Here is a 19,526-nt window from a genome sequence, read left to right as displayed (position 1 = left end):
TCAAGATGCTACTTAATCTACCCATTTTGGAACTATTGATGAATAGTACTTAGGGTAGAGTATGTATGTGATTTTCAGATAAAAGATAGCAAAGGTAAAAAGCGGCTAGTGTCAGTTAAAAAGAGTGAAAGTTTACTAAATAGTACCAGCCCCCTGTCCCAAGATATGTGATCTTTGCAATGTCAGAATTGGTCGTAACTGAGTCTCTTGATATACGGGTGGCAATATAACATTGAGAGAACCGGGCTTGGAGAGTTTTACTACAACTGTTACAGCCCATCCTTATGAATTTGGGAATAAGCTGATGAGTCATAAAAAATTCCTGCTGGGCAGTCTCGCTATTCTGTTATGCGTTGGTTACCTACTATGGCTTGTTTATCAATTTTATGCATGGTCACTTGACTCCCTGCCACTAAGCCCTTTTGGCTGGCGAGCCTTACCTGATAAGGCACCGTCGACACAGGTACTTTATAACGATGAATATAAATCCGCCGCAGAATATTCCCTAACCGTAATCGAAAAACACCGCGAGAAAATTGGTGCTCCGGCTATTTCTGCGGCAGTTTCAGCCTGCGGCGAGGTGGTCTGGGCTGGTGCATCCGGATGGGTGGATTTAGCAAGGTAAATACCAGTCTCCACTGAGACTCGTTTTCGTATCGGCAGCACCTCCAAGGCTTTGACTGGAACGGCTCTCGCAAGGTTGGTACAGAATGGGAGAGTTGATCTTGATAAATCAATCGCAAATTATTTTGAAGTGATGCCGAACTCGGGATGGGCGGATATAACGCCGCGTCAGTTGGCCGCACATATGTCAGGTTTGCCACATTATAAGAATAATTCTGACTGGCTCGGTTTATATAAAACTCTAGCACTGCGTAGTCATTACGAAAGTATGTACCAAGCTTTGGGGGTTTTTGATGATAGTGAATTGCTTTACAAGCCAGGGACAGAGTTCTACTACAGTAGTTTCGGTACCGTTCTTTTGGGTGCAGTCTTGGCTGAAGCCGAGGGGCAAAATTATCTGGAAGTGATGAGTAGGGAGGTTTTTAGACCCGCCTCAATGAAAAATACAGAGGCATCACCGGTAAATGGAGATCCGACTCGTAATATTGCTCGCTTTTATAAAAGTAATGGTTTAAGTGGAGAGGAGCTTCGTCTACGCGAGTGGCGTCCGGTGGATTTAAGCCATCGATTGCCAGGAGGTGGTTTTATTTCTACGCCAAGTGATTTGGTTAAACTCGGCGCCCTCTATCTCGACGATCGCTACTTAAGCCCTGAAACCAGGGAAATATTTTGGACGCCACAAAAGCTTGCGAATGGAGATGTGAATGAGCAAAACTACGCTTTGGGTTGGCGTGTTCGAGAAATGGAAATTTCTGAGGTGGGTTTTTTGCGTGTTGTCAATCATGGCGGCGTCAGTCGAGGCAGCCAGAGTTGGTTAATGATAATACCGGAATACAAACTATCAATTGCGGTGAATATTAATCGCAAAACAAAAGTTTTCTGGGATTTCGGTAATGTTTCTATGGATATCGCTGCGGCATTTATTCGACAACAAGAAAAACTGGTTTGTAAATAAAAAAACTGGCCGAGGTTTTATGCCTTGGCCAGTTTCTAAAAAAATGAATGCCCATTATTAATGAGGGTTCATTTTTACTGGGTGTTCACCATGATCTCGGTTTCGGCAAATACCTGTTCACCGTTACCGTGGCTAAGGATACCCAGGGCTCGGGTACCGGGGGCGAGACCTATCCACTCTAGCTTGATATCGCCATTGCTGTTCATTTGTGCCTGAGACGGAGCTGTGAGCTGGGTGTTGCCACTGTCACCACTCAGGTTGAAGTTAAACAGGGTAAATGGCGTGGGGCCCTCTGCAGAGGCGTAGTCCACAACGAAAACCGCATACTGACCTGCGGCGGGATTGACCAAATCGACAGATTCAGCGGAAGTCGGTGAGCCGCTGGTGCCCACTTCTGGGAAGTCGGGGCCGGGGCCATAGACTTGCAGGTCCAGATCATCGCTGCCACTCCCATCACCTACGTCAGCATCAAACAGAGCTACGCGGGCAAGCTCGGTGCCTTCAGGAATATCGAAGAAAATCAGCTGGTTATCTCCATCTTCAACGCTGCCGGGGAAAGCTACACCTTCAGCCAGGCCTTGAATACCGACTTGATAGTCACCGCTGTAACCGAATGCCACGCCCAGGTCTAAGGCACCATCAGTACCTTCAGCTGTGACCAGCTGGGATGTGGATAATGGCACCGGGCGTACGGCAATGGGGCTGCGTACGTCCTGGCGTATACCAACAGATTTCCAGGTAAGATCACCAAACGCCCACTCGTTCATAGCCGCTTCTTCGGTAACCGTGAAAGTAACCTGGAATTCGGCACTTTCTCCTTCGCCCAGGCGCAGGACTTTTGGATTAACGCTAACCTCTACACCCTCAGGAGTGTTTACTGAGGCCCAATACCACTTCTGACCGCGACCAACACTGGTAACACGTCGCTTGATGGTCTGGGTACCGACCAGATCACCGATGCCGATAGATGGCAGGTTCAGGTCACTGGAATCCAGTGAGTAGCCCAGAGAGACAAGCTCAGTACAGGTAGTTTCTTCGATAACCTCCGGTTGGTTTTCCGCACCACATAGAAATGCCAGGTAGTCGTTGAAACCGGCATCGTAGACTAACCCAGGGCGGAAGGCGGCGGCAGGTACAATTGCACCGGCCCCAATGTCAAATGGATCTGCAGCTTCGGGTCCGAAGGACTTCAGCAGGTCAGTTCGCGCTGTGCTCATCAGGGCAGACTTGGCCATTGCCGGGCTCCAGTCAGGGTGAGCCTGCTTCAGTAGAGCCATAACACCGGCAACATGGGGGCTGGCCATGGAGGTGCCACTCTTGGTACCAAACAGGCTGCCACCGCTCAATACTGGAGAGGTACCTGCGAGGATGCCAACGCCCGGCGCGGCCACATCCGGCTTGATAATATCCGGCGCGCCGACGTTGTGGCCCCGAGAGGAGAAGCTGGCGATGCGGTCTTCGCGAGATATTTTCAACTCTGGATCCAGAATGCCAGCGGCCCCGGTATTTTCGACCAGCATGGCGCCGTCGGCATAGCGAATCATCACTCCGGGAATTGTGGTATCGGGGGCTGACATTACGATTGGATCCATACGATCCACGGCGGTGCCGTCGTTGTATACGACAATTGCTACAGCGCCGGCATCGGCCGCATTATTGTACTTCTCTGTGAAGGAGCAGCCGCCACGTTTTACCAGGGCAATTTTCCCTGCCATCTCCTCGGGGTTAGTGAGTTGGGAACATGCTTCCAGTGGAGCACCGGCAACCAGGGCAGCAGACAGCAGACCGGTGTCCTCCATAGTTACCGGGCCACCCCCTTCACGGGCATCGTAAGTGCCGGAGACAGCTTCTGGTGCGTTTACTTGCAGGGCTGTGCCAAAACTCTGGTCATCTTCTGCGGCTGCTACCGCGGTGATCCAGGGTACGCCGGAGGGAGTTCCCATGGTCTCCGGAGCAGGTCCGCTGTTGCCAGCAGAAGTGGCGACAAATACGCCGGCGTCAGCAGCGAACAGGAAAGCGATATCGTCCGCGCCAGTGAAAACGGTACTGGAGCCGCCCACCGAGTAATTGATCACGTCGACGCCATCGGCTACGGCCTCGTCAATGGCCGCCATGGAGTCTGCTGATGAGCAGCCACTGTCATCGGGGTCTGGCGCATCCCAGCAGACTTTGTACGCCGCAACCCGGGCACGCGGTGCCATGCCGGTAAGGGTCTCACCTTCCGGTGTCACTATGCCGTAGTTACCGGCGGCAGTGGTAGCAGTGTGAGTACCGTGTCCGTCTGCATCGCGCGCAGACAGGAACTCATAATCGGCTAGGGTATTATTTGTGAGGAAGGCATCAGAGAACGATTTGGCCTTAATCAGCTTGTTGTTACAGGTAAAGGCGACGTCTTCCGGATTGAATTCGGTATTGCCAAATTCACAACCCTCGCCGATAAAGGATGCAGGTACGGGTCCATAGGCAATATTTCTGCCGCGATTCCCCTGACGCGGGGTCGGGATATCGGCGAGACTTGGGTGCTCAGGGTGGATACCGGAATCAATGACACCTACTATCACATCCTCACCAGTGATACCCCACAGCCAGGGGCTGGGGATACGGGTCAGGCCGAGAAAGTCCGCGGTGGAATCCGTGTGCATCTTAAGCAGGCGGTCCTCCCAAACACCCTTCACATCTTTGTGACTACGAAGCGCTTCAGCTTCCTTCTCGCTCATCACTGCTGCAAAGCCGTTAAAGGCGGCTTCGTACTCATGCACCCTACGCGCGTCCGGAATAGATGAGAGCACTCGCTCGCGGCGGCTTTTAAGGAAGTTGGCGTAATGACGATAACTGCTGCTGCGAGGGTCCAGCTTGCGACGCACCTCCGATTTGGTGGCAGATAGTCCTGGAATGGTTCCGCTATAGGAAGAAAGTGGCTCGCCGTCCAACTGGACGATAAACACTTTCCTTTGTTTTTCCAGGCTGGGTACGAGTGTGTGTTTGGGTGTTTCTGCAAAGCTACTGGCCGAGGCCAGTATCCCTGCCAGAAGCGTGAAAATTATTTTTCTTTTCATCGATGTGTCCCGTTTTTATTTTTAGTGGCAGGCGGGATTTAGCATGAAGTAGGGACTATCCGCAGGTATAAACAAAATATATTTTGTTATATGCGGTACTGCAAAGTATTGCCTCCAAGCAGTGTGCACTTTTGGTTTGATGGTATTCCCCCAAGCCAAGATGGACAGAACCGCCCAGCTATATGCTTTTAAAGGAATATGTCGCGTAACTCAATGAGTGAACACTGAATTTAATACTTCACTCAAATTTGAACACAAAAGGATGAGAAATAAATACAGTTAAGTCATTTATGCCTGTTGGACTCTTTAATATTTGAGCGAGCTAAACCTGTCTATGGTACCGGTTCTTTTTAAATTCAGTTTTTAAAAGAAGTTTAGAGAACTCAGATAAATTATAGAATGCTGCTGTATTCATCTGGCACGGGGGAATGGTTGATCTCTTTGTATTATGAATATCACCGGTGTTTTTATTTATCAGGTGGGGTGGATAGCTTCCGTTTCAATAAAAAACCGACCAAAGCACAAGGCTTTGACCGGCTCCTAAAAGCATAATTCTTACCGCTTCTCAGCGAAGAGAATTATTGAGTATTAACCATAACCTCGGTCTCAGCAAAAACCTGTTCTCCGTTGCCGTAGCTAAGGATTCCCAGAGCGCGGGTACCAGATGCAAGACCCATCCACTCTAGTTTGACGTTATCATTGCTGCCCACTTGTGCCTGGGAGGGAGCTGTCAACTGAGTATTGCCGTTGTCGCCGCTTAGATTGAAGTTGAACAGGGTAAATGGCGTGGGGCCCGCGGCGGAGGAATAGTCCACCACATGCACTTCATATTGACCTGGGGTAGGATTCATCATATTGACAGACTCGTTAGAAGTCGAAGATGTGCTGTCGCCTACTTCTGGACCATTAGGGCCGGGACCGTAAACTGTTATATCAAGATCGTCGCTGCCGCTACCGTCACCAACATCCGTATCAAAGAGGGCTATACGTGCCATCTTGGTACCCTCTGGGATATCGAAATAAATCACTTGACTAGCTTGGTCTTCAATACTGCTGGCTACTGTCTCAGCCTCAGCCAAGCCGCTTATGCTGACTTGGAAGTTGCCGCTATAGCCAAACACCATTCCCAAGTCATGGACACCATCAGTACCCTGTACATTCACTAGTTCGGAAGTAGATAGGGGGACAGGTCGCACAGCGATTGGGCTGCGTACTTCCTGGCGGGCACCTACGGATTTCCAAGTTAAATCGCCGAAGACCCACTTGTTTATAGCGGCAGTGTCAGTGGCACTAAAAGTAACCTTGAATTCTGCGCTCTCTCCTTCCCTAAGGCGTAGGATTTTTGGGTGGACATCCACTTCAATACCTTCTGGTGCATTTACCGATGCCCAGTACCATCTCTTTCCTGGGGCCACGCTGGTCACTCGGCGTTTCACTGTCTGGGTCCCGACTAATTCACCTATGCCGATTGACGGCAGATTGAGGTCGCTGGAGTCCAGGGAGTAGTCCATGGATACCAATTCCTCACAGGTTGCAGGCTCGAGAATCTGCTCCTGGAACTCGGCACCACATAGAAATGCTAAATAATCATTAAGCCCTGCATCGTAGACTAGACCGGGGCGGAAAGCTGCGGAAGGTACGATTGCGCCAGCACCAAAATCAAACGGGTCTGCGGCTTCAGGACCGAAGGACTTCAGCAGATCGGTGCGTGCAGTGGTCATCAGTGCGGACTTGGCCATTGCTGGGGACCATTCAGGCCGGGCTTGCTTAAGGAGAGCCATAATACCGGCTACATGAGGGCTGGCCATGGAGGTACCGTTTAATGATTCAAATAGGCTACCACCGCTCAATACTGGTGAGGTACCTGCGAGGATACCGACCCCCGGTGCTGCGATATCCGGTTTAATAATATCCGGTGCACCAACGTTATGGCCGCGGGAGGAGAATTCAGCAATTCGATCCTCACGGGATACCTGTTGTTCTGGATCAAGAATTCCGCTAACGCCAGAGGTAGCGGCAATAAGCTCGCCGTCTTTGTAGCGGATCATGACACCTGGAATAGTGGTATCCGGAGCAGACATCGAGAGTGGATCCATACGGCCATCGTCAGCCCCATCGTTGTACACTACGATAGCCACGGCACCCGCATCAGCGACATTGTTGTATTTACTTGTGAAGGAGCAGCTGCCGCGTTTTACCAGAGCAATTTTGCCTTCCATTGCTTCGGGGTTGTCCAGCGCGGAACAGGCTTCCAGGGGCTCGCTTACAACGATAGGTCCTGACAAAAGGCCGCTATCCTCGAGGGAGACAGGTCCTCCACCTTCCATCAGTTCATAGGTACCAGCAATAGCCTTGGGTGCATCGACTTGGAGTACAGTTGCGAAGCTTTGGTCGTCCTCAGATGCTGCTACTGCAGTGATCCAGGGAACGCCGGAGGGCGTACCCATGGTACGCGGGCCGGGGCCGTCATTGCCTGCGGAGGTTGCAACAAAGACGCCTGCATCGGCGGCAAACAGGAAGGACATATCACGACCACGAGTAAATACCGTGCTTTCTCCACCCACAGAGAAATTGATTACGTCGACTCCATCAGCGACAGCCTCGTCAATGGCCGCCATAGAATCAGATGAGTAACAGCCGCTTCTGTCTGGATCTGATGCGTCCCAGCAAACTTTATATGCAGCAATTCGTGCTCTGGGAGCCATACCGGTGAGGGTTTGGCCATCTGGAGTTGCTACCCCATAGTTACCGCCGGCGGTGGTGGCAGTATGAGTGCCGTGCCCATCAGCATCTCGGGCGGACATAAACTCATAGTCTGCCAGAGTGTTGTTGGTAAGGAAGGAGGTGTTGAAGGCTTTGGCCTTGATCAATTTATTATTACAGGTAAAGGCAGCATCGCCCGGGTTGAATTCGGTATTACCAAAGTCACAGCCTTCGCCGGTGAAGGATTCTGGAATTGGCCCGTAGGGAATATCAACTCCTCGATTGCCCCGACGTGGCGTTGGTGTATCGGCAAGACTTGGATGCTCGGGGTGAATCCCTGAGTCAATTACACCAATAACAATATCTTCACCGGTGATGCCCCAGAGCCAGGGACTGGGTATTTGGGTCAATCCGAGAAAGTCCGCAGTGGAATCTGTGTGCATCTTGAGCAACTCATCTTCCCAAACACCCTTTACATCTTTATGAGCGCGCAGAGCCTCAGCTTCTTTCTCACTCATTACTGCGGCAAATCCATTAAAGGCTGCTTCATACTCATGTACTTTGCGGGCCCTGGGAACTGCGGAGAGTACCCGTTGGCGACGTGTTTTCAAGAAATTGGCGTAGTGGCGGTAACTGCTACTACGCGGATCCAGTTTGCGCTTTAGGGCCGGCTTAGTAGCAGAGAGGCCTGGAATAGTGCCACGGTATGCAGATAGAGGCTCTCCATCCAGCTGAACAATAAAAACTTTTTTTCGTTTTTCCAGATTGGGAGAGGGTGTATCGCTAGGGGCATCAGCGAAGCTGCCAGCTGAGGCCAACATTCCCGCAAGAAGCGAAGAAATAATTTTTCTTTTCATTGTAATTACCGTTTTATTTTTCTATCAGGAAGGATCTTTTTTTGAATAAAAAATTTTCTTCAGCTGCTTAATTTAAAAAATATTTTTTTAAATTGAGGTGGTGGAAGTTGCTCTTTCAAACTACGTCCATTTCTGATCTGCTGAATATTTAAAAAACCAGAAGAGAAATACCCGTCCTGCTATCAGCTTTTAAAGGAAAATGGCGTGTAATTCAATGCGGAGGTTCTGAATTTAGTACTCCAACTATATTTAAATGCGAAGTGGTGTGATAGAAAGACAGTAAAGGTATTAAGGTCCAGTAAATAACTCTAATTTTTATAATAAATAATTAGCAACAATGTTGTATTTAAAATTCACTCCTAAAAATAGGAAGCAACATTAAATTTACTAACACGGCAGCTGTTATCTCACGGGAAATTGCTACACGCTTTGCATGCCATGTGAACTGGTTGCTAAAAGTATAATTCTGATCCCTTCTCAGCGAAGAGAATTATTTTCTTTTGTGTATCTGCCATAACCTCGGCCTAAAAAAACCTGTTCGCTGTCGCCAAGATGCTCAGAGCACGGGTGTAGGGGGCGGGGTCCTTGCAGTCAAGGTTACTGTGCCCAGATTGTTAATTTGAGCCCGAGAGAGAGGGGGCGGTAGGTTGGGTATTACCCTCTTTACCGGTGAGGTCCAAAGTAAATAGTTTGGAGCCTTATACTAAGCGAAATCTTCGACAAATACGGTATATTGGCTCGTTGTAGGACTGTGATGGGGTTAGCCCCCAGCTTACGAAAAACTAGTGTTTACAAAAGCGGCTGGGGAAAGCTTATAGTTAGGCAAAGCTCATAGATAGCGACACATTTAAACCAGCACAAATTGACTGAACTGTTTTAGGTCCCTGAAAACTTTAGTACCAGCCAGTCTAGGGTCCGGCTTTTCCACCAACTGTTGAAGAGTGAGTATACCTTCGCCGGATTGTACCAGTACTGGTTGGCAGCCTTTTTCCAGCGCCAACTGTAAATCCGCCAGCTTGTCGCCAATCAGATAGCAACCGTGCAGGCTGGTATCGAATTCCGCTTCGATTGCATCAAGCAGGCCCGTCAAGGGTTTGCGGCAACGACAGTTATCTTCAGGGCTGTGGGGACAGTAGAAAATCGCGGCGATCTCACCGCTGGCATCCTCTACCAGAGTACGCATTTTGGAATGCATCGCCTCTAGATCATCCAGATCAAATTGGCCCAGAGCCAAGCCGCTTTGATTAGTGGCAACTACCAGTTGATGGCCGGCCTGACTGAGCGCTGCCAGCGCCTCAATACTGCCGGGCAAGGGTTGCCATTCGTCGGCGGATTTGACGAATTTATCTGGATTTTCGTTGATCACCCCGTCGCGGCCGAGAATGATAATTGCCATATTCGTATCTCCCTAATCTGCGAGGCGGGGCTTAATGCCCCGCCTCAGCAAGTCATTACTTGGCAGGAACCAGCAGGGAAATATCGGCAACTTCGAGGAACAGTGCACGCAGCTGGGCCAGCAGCGCCAAGCGGTTGTTGCGCAGTTGCTCGTCGTCGCTCATCACCATCACATGGTCGAAGAAGTTGTCCACGGTTTCACGCAGCCCGGCCAGACCGGCGAGGCCTTCGGCGAAGAGTGCATCGCTATACAGCGGTTCAACTTCTGTGCGGGCAACCTGTACGGCGGCGAATAGGGCCCTCTCCGCTTCCTCCTGCAGTAGGGCTTCATCGACATTGCTGGGCACGGCGCCATCCAGTTTGGCGAGAATATTGGAGACGCGCTTGTTCGCTGCTGCGAGGGCACCGGACTCCGGCAGCTGGCTGAAGGCGTTGACCGCATGCACACGATTGTCGATATCCAGCGGTCGTGACAATTTTCGCGCGGCAACCGACATAAAGACCTCGGCGGCAATGCCCTGATCCTCGTAGCGGGCGCGGAAGCGCTCAAGTACATATTGCAGAGTCTGCTCTACCACCTTGTCGTATTCACCCAGGGCGGTGCGCGGATAGTTGTCACGGGCCAGTTCCAGTAACTCGCGCAGGTCCAGATCGAGGCGCTTCTCTACGAGAATGCGGATAATGCCCAGGCTGGCGCGGCGCAGGGCGAAGGGGTCGCGGGAGCCGCTGGGAGGCTGGCCAATGCCGAAGATACCCACCAAGGTATCGAGTCGGTCTGCCAGGGCGATTACAGTACCGGTGTCGCTGACGGGCAGCTCGTCACCGGCAAACTTGGGCATGTACTGCTCGTACATGGCCTTGGCTACATCCAACGGCTCGCCATCATTTTCGGCGTAGTAGTAACCGGCGATGCCCTGCATATCGGCAAACTCGAACACCATCTCGGTAACCAGGTCTGACTTACACAGGCGGCCGGCGCGCTCGGCCCAGTCGCCGTTACTACCGGTTTTCTCGGCGATAGTGCGGGCCAAAGCGGAGACCCGCTCGGTTTTGTCGTAGACGCTACCCAAATGCTGCTGGAAAACGATCTGGCGCAGTTTTTCGCGGCGTGATTCCAGGCTGGTTTTCTTGTCAGTTTCGAAGAAGAAGGCGGCATCTGCCAGGCGTGGGCGGATTACCCGCTCGTTGCCGTGGATAACCTGGGCGGCATCCTGACTCTCGATATTGGACACGGTGATAAAGAAAGGCAGCAATTGGCCGTCTTCATCCACCACGTGGAAATACTTCTGGTGCTCCTTCATGGAGGAGATCAGGGCCTCGGCGGGCACTTCCAGGAAGCGCTCTTCGAAGCGGCCAGTAAGGGCGACAGGCCATTCCACCAGTGCAGTCACTTCGTCGAGCAGATCGTCGTCGATGACCGCTTCACCATTGACGTTGTTGGCTTCGGCAATCACCTGGGCACGAATGGCTTCGCGGCGTTCGGCGAAGTCCGCCATGACGTAGCCGGGTTCGCGCAGAACCTGTGCATAGTCGTGGGCGGAGTGGATCTCCAGCTCCCGATTGCAGTGGAAGCGGTGGCCGCGGCTGGTGTTACCGGCTTTTAAGCCGAGTACTTCACCGTTGACTACCTTGTTGCCAAACAGCATGACGAGCCAGTGCACCGGGCGTACGAACTCCTCGCGGCGCGCACCCCAGCGCATACGCTTGGGAATGGGAAGTTGCGCCAATGCCTTCTCGACAATGCCCGCTAACAGGGATTCGGTTTCAGCGCCTTTTTGCTCGCTGATAAAGGCCAGGCGCTCGCCTTTGTCGGTCTCTTTGCGTCCCAGCTCTTCAACAGTTACGCCGTTGCTGCGGGCGAACCCCTCAGCGGCTTTACTGGGCTTACCCTCTTTATCGAAAGCGGCTTTGACAGCCGGGCCCAGCTTTTCAATTTGTTTGTCTTGCTGCTTATCTGCCAAACCGAATACTGCTACGGCCAGGCGACGGGGGGCTGCGTAGGCTTTAACTTCACCAAAAGACAACTCGGCGCCTTTGAGGCCCTGGGTAATACCATCGGCGAAAGCGCTCATTAATTTGTGTAACGCTTTTGGTGGCAGCTCTTCAGTGCCCAGCTCTACCAGAAAATCCTGAGCCATTACTGCTTCTCCTCTTGCTCGATGTCTTCCACCAAAATATCTGCCCGCAGTGCTTCATCTGCCAGGGGGAAGCCTAAGGCGCGGCGCGCATCGTAGTAAGCCTGTGCCACGGCGCGGGCCAGGGTGCGTACACGCAGGATATAGCGCTGGCGCTCGGTCACTGAGATGGCGTGGCGCGCATCCAGCAGGTTGAAGGCGTGGGAGGCCTTCATGACTTGCTCGTAAGCGGGTAGTGGCAGGCCCAGCTCGATCAGGCGCGTGCTCTCGCGTTCGCAATGATCGAAGGTAGCGAACAGGAATTCCACATCGGCGTGTTCAAAGTTGTAGTGGGACATCTCCACTTCATTCTGGTGGAAAACGTCGCCATAGGTGACGGGGCTGCCATCCGGGTTGCGGGTCCAGACCAGATCGTAGATGGACTCGACACCCTGCAGGTACATGGCGATACGCTCCAGACCATAGGTGATCTCGCCGGTAACCGGGTAGCACTCGAGGCCACCGACCTGCTGAAAGTAGGTAAACTGGGTGACTTCCATACCGTTCAGCCAGACTTCCCAGCCGAGGCCCCAGGCACCCAGGGTTGGGGATTCCCAGTTGTCTTCTACGAAGCGAATATCGTGAATAGCCGGGTCCACGCCCATGGCGCGCAGGCTGTCGAGGTACAATTCCTGAATATTGTCCGGGGACGGCTTCATTACTACCTGGTATTGGTAATAGTGCTGAAGGCGGTTGGGGTTCTCTCCATAGCGGCCATCGGTGGGGCGGCGGCAGGGCTGTACATAAGCCGCATTCCAGTTTTCCGGACCTATGGCGCGCAGGAAGGTCGCCGGATGAAAGGTGCCGGCGCCCACTTCCATATCCAGAGGCTGTAGAATGACGCACCCTTGGCGCGCCCAATAATCCTGCAGGGCAAAAATGAGTCCCTGAAAGGTACTGAGATCGTATTGCTTGGACACCGCTATCTCCGGATCAGTATCTGCTGTGGGCAAAGGGACGCAATTATAGCGGTAGCGGCTGCTGCGCTTAAAGCGTTGTGACCACGCTGATGGTTTGAACCGCCATACTTGGCTTTAGGGCCGCCAAACGGCGGTATTTTTGTATAGGAAGTTGTTGCATTGGATATTAAGGGGCACCTGGCTGCAGGTGCACTGAAACTGATTGGCAGATTACCGCTGTCCTGGTCGAGGTGCCTAGGGCGCTTGGCTGGCAAGACGGCGGTGTTGTTGCGTACCGAAGGTCTGCGCCTGAGTAGAATTAATCTGGCGCAGTGTTACCCGGCGATGAACCCTAAGCAGCGGGAGAAGCTGGCCCGGGAAAGTGTGGTTAATACCGCTGTCACTGGATTCGAGATGGCGAGTATTTGGCACCATCCCTGGGCGGTCAATGAAAAGACCATAGTGTCGGTACGCAATCAACACTTGTTGTCTTTAGGAGAAGAGGGTGGTCGCGGCACCCTGGTATTAATGCCGCACACAGGCAACTGGGAAATTTTTGGTATGTACCTGGCGGCTATGGGGCCGTCTATGGCATTGTACCAACCGCCCAAAATTGCTGAATTGGACCCGGTGATTCGCGGTGGCCGCGAGAAGACCGGCGCACAAATGGTACCCACCAATATCCATGGTGTGCGCTCCCTGCTCAAATGCTTGAAAGCCGGTCATGTCGCGATGGTATTGCCGGACCAGGAGCCCGATATGGGTGGGGATTTTGCCCCTTTCTTTGGGCGGCCGGCATTGACCATGACACTGGCTCACAATCTACTGCAACGCACTAAATGCCACGTGGTATTCGGTTTTGGCAAGCGTGTGGAAGGGGGTTTTGAATTGGTGTTTTTGCCCGCCGAGAACGCAATTTACAGTGAAGAGCAGAAGGTCTCCCTGGCGGCGATGAACCGTGGTGTTGAGGCTTGTATCGCCCAGGCACCGGAACAGTACCAGTGGGAGTACAAGCGCTTCCGCAAGCAACCGGAAGGCAAAAGCAAAATTTATCGCAAGAATAGATAGCGCTGCCGTGTGGCAGCCCTATCTAAGTGATTGTCGGACTGGTTTCAGGCAGCGTGACGAAATGCCACTATCACTGGCATACGCGCTGCGCGCCAAGCAGGGAAAAAGCCGCTGACAAAGCCGATCGCCAGAGCCAGTATAGCGCCCTGCAGGAACAGGTCCGGCGACATCTCAAAGCTGAATACCACTTGAGTGAAGCTACCACCCAAGGTTGAGGTATTCAGCCCATCGAAGAAGACAAATGCAGCTAGTGAGCCCAGAAGTCCACCCGTTACTGCCAGTACCATGGCCTCGGCGATGGTGCCGCAAAAAGCTGAAAAGTTGCTAAAACCCAAAGCGCGTAGTGTGGCAATTTCCTTTGCGCGATCTGCAACAGATGTATACATGGTATTAAGGGCCCCGGCGAGGGCACCGAGAGCCATTACCGCGCTGATAATCCAACCGAAAGTGGCTATGTACTGCAGTTGTTTGCCCTGGCTGGCAAAGTACTCCTGCTCTGTCTGCACCTCCAGATTTAAGCGTGGCTCTCGCTCAATACTATCCTGCAATGGCTTTATGTCGCTGTCATTTTGCAGCTTTGTTCGGATTGACTGGTAGCTATTTCCGCGATTGTAGTGGCTCTGAATAGTTTTTATGTCCGCCCAGAGTTCGCTCTCAAAAATATTACCTCCTGTGGAAAAAACACCAACGACTTTCCACAGGTTCTTGCCAAAACGTACTTCCTTTCCTATTTCGAAGCCATTGAACTCCCGCAGCACGCCTGCTCCCACAACCATCTCGTTGGTTCCAGGAGTAAACATGCGTCCCTCTACCAATTGCATATTCGTGCGCATATCCATGCCGGTCTTGTTGAGTCCGCGCAAAGGAATATTCGCCTCGGTACCACTGGATTTCTTAATACCATCGACAATCACATAGAGCTCTGGTGAAACCAGTGGACCATTGGCATCGCGGGCTACTCCAGCTGATTCCCCGATAAGATTGACCTGATCCTGCAAGATTACTGAATTGAGCTCGGTTGATGAGCCCTCCCGCATAAGGATAGCGATCTGGCTTGAGCCAGCTCCGCGCATGGTCTCCTCAAAGCCTTTGGCCATGGCGAGAAATGCCAGCAATATGGCTACTACAACTGCCGAGGCCAGTACCATGGCTAAAGACATCCACAGGCGCCGGCGCAGGCTGCCAAGATTCATGAGGGTCACTGAGACTATTTGTGCAATAAGAGAACCCATTATTTTCCCTCCATATAGGAGTTTTGTTGCGATTCGTAAAAAAGAAAAGACAGCGAAGCCGAGTATCAGCTGATTTATTGTTGACGGTTAAATGCCGTGACGATGTTTAGGCGCAGAGCATTAAATGCTGGCAGTAACCCGGTAATTAACCCTAGTAAAAGCATAAATACCAGCGCTTGCAGGGCGATATTTCCGTCCAGAATCAGGTTGGGTAGAAACCTGGCAAGGAAAGTTTTAACACCCTCGACCAGCAACCAGGCTGCGGCAAGACCCGAGAGTCCACCGACCAGCGCGACCAGCATGGATTCCGAAAGCACCATACGGAAAATTCTGCTACTGGAAAAACCTAAAGTTTTCAACACAGCAATCTCCCCGGTGCGTTCGCGAATAGCCAGTGCCATGGTGTTGCCGACCACAACCAGAATGGTGAAGAAAGCGGTAAATACAACTGAGAAAATGATCAGTCCAATATTTCCGATTTGTTCAATAAAAGCCTTATTAAAGGCCTTTTCAGTGCTGGTATCCGTTTCATTTTGAGAGTTGGCAAAAGTATCATCAATAGTTTTCGCCACTTTTTCATTGAGGGAAGAATCTTCAGTGGTAAGGGCCATCCAGCCGATCCAGTCACCACCAAATGTTTGGGTTTCCATAAAATACTTATAGTGGAAAAGCATCTGACGTGTATCGTATTGTTCAGTATCCCCTTTAAAAATTCCGGATACTACAAACTCCCAGGTGTAGCCACCGTCTTTGTGGGTGAAAATATTGGAGGAAATTGGAATCCGATCACCAATTTTCCAACCATAAATTTGCGCGAGTTTTTCACCGACTAAAACGCCCTGACGATTGTTGAACCAGGCCCTCTTTTGGTCTTCGGGAACAACAACTTCCTTGTAAACCCTTAGGTAAGATTCTGGTTCCACTGCCATAGAGACTACTTGTCTTGCCGGTTCCTGGTAATAGCCGCCAAACCAATTAAGATGGGTAACGTCCTTTACCCCCTCTACTGCGGCAACTTTTTGGTAGTACGCAATGGGTAGCGACTTGGTAAAATTTATACGATTAAAAACCACTAAACGATTGTCTGCAGAAAGTTCCACACTGGAATTTAGTGCAGTTTTTAAACTGGTAACCGCGCCAAAAATCAGAAAGGCAATAAATATGGCAAAACATGTGAGGAAAAGCCGTAGAGGCTTTCTCGTCATGTTTTTATAAATTAAATAAAATTCGTTCATGCCACTATTTCCCTCTGCACAAATTGCCCTTTATCGAGATGCAGGGTGCGTTTGGCGTATTTGGCTGCAGCGGGGTCGTGGGTGACCATGACGATAGTTTTTCCATGGTCGCGATTTAGCAACTGCAACATTTCCAGGATTTCATCGGCAGTAGCACGGTCCAGATCTCCTGTGGGTTCGTCACACAATATCAGTTTGGGATCGGAGACAATTGCGCGGGCGATGGCCACTCGTTGCTGTTGACCACCGGACATCTCGCTAGACATGTGTTTGGCGCGATCGCTCAACCCCACAAGAGCGAGTGCTGTTTCCACATTTTTACGTCGTTGCGCTTTAGATAGCTTGGTCAGCATTAGTGGCAGCTCCACATTGCGCTGCGCATTCAGCATTGGCATTAAATTGTAGAACTGGAAAATAAAACCAATATTTTCCGCTCTCCAGCGAGTCAGGGCACCTTCGCTAAGAGAATCAATACGTGTACCGTCAAACCAGACCTCGCCACCACTGGGTTGATCAACACCGCCTAACATGTTTAGCAGAGTGGTTTTACCTGAGCCGGATGGCCCCATGATAGCGACAAAATCCCCCCGATCTATGGTCATGTTGAGGTCGTCAAAGATAGAAATTTTCTCTTTGCCTTTGACAAAATTTTTACTGACGTTCTTTAATTGAAACAACACATCTTCTGACATCTAAAAATCCCTCTTATTATAAAATGAATGGTGATGTCGCCTGTGCCGCTAGATAGCCAATTCCTCCCCGGCCAGGAACCCAACTTTCACACCCATATCCGGCAGGATACGAGGGTCTTTGTCATCAATACCAATACGTACCCGCACAGTGGCCTTGGCGCGATCGGCGGTTGGAATAATGGCAATTACTGTTGCTGGAATATTCCATTCCGGGTAGGCGTCCAGATTGGCATTTACCCGCTGTCCAGTAGATACGCGGCCGATAAATGCTTCATTGACGTCTACTTCGATCTCCAGTGAGTTCATGTCCACGATGGTACAGATGCCTGTGCGGGTGAAGCCACCGCCAGCAGAGCTGGGGGCGACAATTTCACCAGGCTGCGCATTTTTTTGTGTGACGATCCCGGTGAAGGGGGCGCGAATAGTGTGATCTTCCAGCCGTTCGCGCTGACGTTCGGCTTCGAGTTTAGCGACCTCAATGTTGGCTCGGGCACTTCTTAAGTCGGCCCTGAGGCCCTCCGCACTTGCCTGGCTCTGGGTAAGCTGCGCTTTGCTCGAATAGTTCTTATCGCGCAGTCCCGCAAAGCGCTGATACTGTCGTTCGGCTTCTTTTAGTTTGGCGCTGATACTGGCTTCCTGGGCTTGCAGCACCTCTATCTGGGCTAAGGCAAAATCCAAGCTGACCCGTGCTTTTACATCATCGAGACGTGCCAGCACCTGGCCCTCACTGACTTGCATTCCCTCCTCGACATCCACACTGCTGATCAGGCCCATCACTTCTGCAGATACTGTGGCCATGCGCCGTGCTGTAATGTAGCCGGACGCATTGAGGACGGTTTCCATCCTTGCGGGGGAATTGTGTGTAGGTGCTGATGCAGTGGAGTTTTCTGGTCGAGCTTGCACTGGTGACTCAGGGGGCTGCTCTTCCGTCAGTAAGTTACCAGCGGCAAATCCTATTACCAGGCCGGCAATGGTGCCAATAGAGGCCGCCAAAAGGGTTTTCCGCGGTGATGAAGGTATTTCTTGAGCCGCATCCCGGTCAATTTTTAACTGACCGAGCAACTCACTGGTGTTTCTGCTCATACAGCCATGTTCTTATTCGTTACTTCCTGTAGAAGATAACTTTGGCAGAAACTAAAAAATATTGCTATGCGTCAAGCGTCCAAGGAGACGGGGCAGTTTTAATGGCGCCAGAAAGCCGGAGTCAGTAGTACCAGCAAGGTGAAAATTTCCAGGCGGCCCATCAACATGGCGAGGATCAGGAACCACTTCGCCACCTCATTGACGGAGCCATAATGGGAGGCCGCATCCCCGAGCGCGGGTCCGATATTACTGAGGCAGGAGGCTACGGTGGTCACAGAGGTAACAAAATCCTCGCCGGTGGCGATCACAATAATTGAGAGAATAAAAAACGACAGCACATAGACGGCAAAGAAACCCCACACGGCATCGGTTACGCGGTCGGGTACGATTTTGCGGTTGATCTTAATGGGGATCACCGCATTGGCATGTACCAGGCGGTTTAGCTCGCGCATGCCGGATTTCATGATCAACATGCCGCGCACGGCCTTGATACCACCAGAGGTGGAGCCGGCACAGGCGCCGAGAATCCCTAGGAGTAGCAACGCATAGGGAAGGAATACCGGCCAGGCTGAGAAGTTTTCAGAGGCAAAACCCGCAGTAGTACTGATTGAGATCACCTGGAAAAAGCCGTGTAGCAGGCTGTTTCCGGGCGAGAAAATATTCAATATCCACAGGTAGCAACTGATCAGCAAGCCGGCGCCCAAAATAAGCATCACGTAAAAGCGAAATTCGGAGTCGCGCCAGTAGTGCTTAATGGTTTTGTTACGAAAGGCGTAAAAGTGCAAGCCGAAGTTGATCGCTGCGGTAAACATGAAAATGATACAGATCACCATGATCGCGCGGTTGTGGGCGTAAAAGCCCATACTGGCATCATGGGTGGAAAAGCCGCCGTTGGCTACGGTTGAAAAGGCATGGCCAACGGCGTCGAAAACGGTCATGCCGGCCCACCAGTAACCGATACCACACAGGATAGTGAGGATTACATAAATCACGATCAACGCTCGCGCCGTTTCGGCGATACGCGGTGTTAATTTGGTGTCTTTCACCGGTCCGGGAATTTCCGCTTTGTATAACTGCATGCCACCAATACCGAGCATGGGCAGGATAGCCAGCGCGATAACAATTACGCCGATGCCACCAAACCACTGCAATTGCTGGCGGTAGTAAAGGATTGCTGGAGGCAGAGTGTCCAGGCCGGTAATTACCGTGGCACCAGTGGTTGTCAGTCCGGAAATCGATTCGAAAATCGAATCGGTAATACTCAGGTCTGGCTGTGGGCTGATAATGAAGGGCAGGGAACCAAAACTACCAAGGATCAGCCAAAATAGCGAAGTCACCACAAAGCCATCCCGTGTACGTAGATCCTGGCGCAGGTCATGCACAGGTAGCCACATAAACAGACCGGTAATCAGGGTAATAGCAAAAGCGGCAATAAAGGCACTGTGGGTGTCGTCGCTATACCATAGGGACACCACGATAGGCGGCAGCAGTGTCAGGCTGAACACCGTCAGTAGAATTCCAAAAACTCGCGCAATTACCGCTATTCGCATTGG

Annotated in this window: 13 protein-coding genes; 3 read left to right on the top strand and 10 right to left on the bottom strand. The window is 51.5% G+C overall.

Annotation, left to right across the window (positions count from 1 at the left end):
* Nucleotides 1-304: 304 nt before the first annotated feature.
* Nucleotides 305-625: a hypothetical protein gene (locus ABWV76_RS09500; RefSeq protein ID WP_353375842.1), complete on the top strand. Its 321-nt coding sequence runs from the start codon at nucleotides 305-307 to the stop codon at nucleotides 623-625.
* Nucleotides 626-1,579: a serine hydrolase domain-containing protein gene (locus ABWV76_RS09495; RefSeq protein ID WP_353375925.1), complete on the top strand. Its 954-nt coding sequence runs from the start codon at nucleotides 626-628 to the stop codon at nucleotides 1,577-1,579. It begins immediately after the preceding gene.
* Between the two features lie 74 nt (nucleotides 1,580-1,653).
* Here the strand turns inward: ABWV76_RS09495 and ABWV76_RS09490 are convergent, their stop codons facing one another.
* From ABWV76_RS09490 to glyQ, 5 genes are all read right to left on the bottom strand, one after another.
* Entirely contained in the window at nucleotides 1,654-4,635 is a 2,982-nt protein-coding gene (locus ABWV76_RS09490; RefSeq protein ID WP_353375841.1) for a S8 family serine peptidase, read from the bottom strand.
* Nucleotides 4,636-5,213: 578 nt separating this feature from the next.
* Entirely contained in the window at nucleotides 5,214-8,195 is a 2,982-nt protein-coding gene (locus tag ABWV76_RS09485; protein ID WP_353375840.1) for a S8 family serine peptidase, read from the bottom strand.
* Between the two features lie 847 nt (nucleotides 8,196-9,042).
* Entirely contained in the window at nucleotides 9,043-9,591 is a 549-nt protein-coding gene (gene gmhB / locus ABWV76_RS09480) for a D-glycero-beta-D-manno-heptose 1,7-bisphosphate 7-phosphatase (protein WP_353375839.1), read from the bottom strand.
* A gap of 55 nt (nucleotides 9,592-9,646) precedes the next feature.
* On the bottom strand, nucleotides 9,647-11,728 hold the full coding sequence (gene glyS, locus ABWV76_RS09475; RefSeq protein ID WP_353375838.1) for a glycine--tRNA ligase subunit beta: 2,082 nt from the start codon (nucleotides 11,726-11,728) through the stop codon (nucleotides 9,647-9,649).
* Nucleotides 11,728-12,684 carry a glycine--tRNA ligase subunit alpha gene (gene glyQ / locus ABWV76_RS09470; RefSeq protein WP_020413864.1) on the bottom strand — a complete coding sequence of 319 codons (957 nt, stop codon included), beginning with the start codon at nucleotides 12,682-12,684 and terminating at the stop codon, nucleotides 11,728-11,730. Before glyQ ends, glyS begins: the two co-directional genes overlap by 1 nt.
* Nucleotides 12,685-12,843: 159 nt before the next feature.
* On the opposite strand from glyQ, the gene ABWV76_RS09465 reads away from it, so the two are divergent.
* Complete coding sequence (locus ABWV76_RS09465; RefSeq protein WP_020413863.1) at nucleotides 12,844-13,731, top strand: lysophospholipid acyltransferase family protein; 888 nt, start codon at nucleotides 12,844-12,846, stop codon at nucleotides 13,729-13,731.
* A 44-nt stretch (nucleotides 13,732-13,775) separates the two neighbouring features.
* Here ABWV76_RS09465 and ABWV76_RS09460 read toward each other — a convergent pair whose 3' ends face one another.
* The 5 genes from ABWV76_RS09460 to ABWV76_RS09440 form a co-directional block, all read right to left on the bottom strand.
* Complete coding sequence (locus ABWV76_RS09460) at nucleotides 13,776-14,963, bottom strand: ABC transporter permease (protein WP_020413862.1); 1,188 nt, start codon at nucleotides 14,961-14,963, stop codon at nucleotides 13,776-13,778.
* Between the two features lie 74 nt (nucleotides 14,964-15,037).
* Nucleotides 15,038-16,198, bottom strand: a complete 1,161-nt coding sequence (locus ABWV76_RS09455) for an ABC transporter permease (protein ID WP_020413861.1) — start codon at nucleotides 16,196-16,198, stop codon at nucleotides 15,038-15,040.
* A complete protein-coding gene (locus ABWV76_RS09450) occupies nucleotides 16,195-16,890 on the bottom strand; it encodes an ABC transporter ATP-binding protein (protein WP_020413860.1) in 696 nt (231 codons plus the stop codon). Before ABWV76_RS09450 ends, ABWV76_RS09455 begins: the two co-directional genes overlap by 4 nt.
* Nucleotides 16,891-16,938: 48 nt before the next feature.
* Nucleotides 16,939-17,973 (bottom strand): efflux RND transporter periplasmic adaptor subunit, encoded by a 1,035-nt coding sequence (locus ABWV76_RS09445; RefSeq protein WP_353375837.1) that lies wholly within the window; start codon nucleotides 17,971-17,973, stop codon nucleotides 16,939-16,941.
* 98 nt (nucleotides 17,974-18,071) lie between these two features.
* Nucleotides 18,072-19,523, bottom strand: a complete 1,452-nt coding sequence (locus tag ABWV76_RS09440; protein WP_353375836.1) for a TrkH family potassium uptake protein — start codon at nucleotides 19,521-19,523, stop codon at nucleotides 18,072-18,074.
* Between the last annotated feature and the right edge of the window lie 3 nt (nucleotides 19,524-19,526).

This window comes from Microbulbifer sp. NBRC 101763, from assembly GCF_040371615.1.
In the GTDB taxonomy this organism is placed as follows: Bacteria; Pseudomonadota; Gammaproteobacteria; order Pseudomonadales; family Cellvibrionaceae; genus Microbulbifer; species Microbulbifer variabilis.
The sequence above is the reverse complement of the archived record's forward strand: the minus strand, read 5'-3'. Positions and strand labels throughout refer to the sequence as shown.

Excerpts from the sequence above, each read along its gene's own strand:
- ABWV76_RS09450 (WP_020413860.1), bottom strand. The coding sequence starts at position 16,890 with ATGTCAGAAGATGTGTTGTTTCAATTAAAGAACGTCAGTAAAAATTTT.
- glyS (WP_353375838.1), bottom strand. The coding sequence starts at position 11,728 with ATGGCTCAGGATTTTCTGGTAGAGCTGGGCACTGAAGAGCTGCCACCA.
- ABWV76_RS09490 (WP_353375841.1), bottom strand. The coding sequence starts at position 4,635 with ATGAAAAGAAAAATAATTTTCACGCTTCTGGCAGGGATACTGGCCTCG.
- gmhB (WP_353375839.1), bottom strand. The coding sequence starts at position 9,591 with ATGGCAATTATCATTCTCGGCCGCGACGGGGTGATCAACGAAAATCCA.
- ABWV76_RS09460 (WP_020413862.1), bottom strand. The coding sequence starts at position 14,963 with ATGGGTTCTCTTATTGCACAAATAGTCTCAGTGACCCTCATGAATCTT.
- ABWV76_RS09455 (WP_020413861.1), bottom strand. The coding sequence starts at position 16,198 with ATGAACGAATTTTATTTAATTTATAAAAACATGACGAGAAAGCCTCTA.
- ABWV76_RS09500 (WP_353375842.1), top strand. The coding sequence starts at position 305 with ATGAGTCATAAAAAATTCCTGCTGGGCAGTCTCGCTATTCTGTTATGC.
- ABWV76_RS09445 (WP_353375837.1), bottom strand. The coding sequence starts at position 17,973 with ATGAGCAGAAACACCAGTGAGTTGCTCGGTCAGTTAAAAATTGACCGG.
- ABWV76_RS09440 (WP_353375836.1), bottom strand. The coding sequence starts at position 19,523 with ATGCGAATAGCGGTAATTGCGCGAGTTTTTGGAATTCTACTGACGGTG.
- ABWV76_RS09485 (WP_353375840.1), bottom strand. The coding sequence starts at position 8,195 with ATGAAAAGAAAAATTATTTCTTCGCTTCTTGCGGGAATGTTGGCCTCA.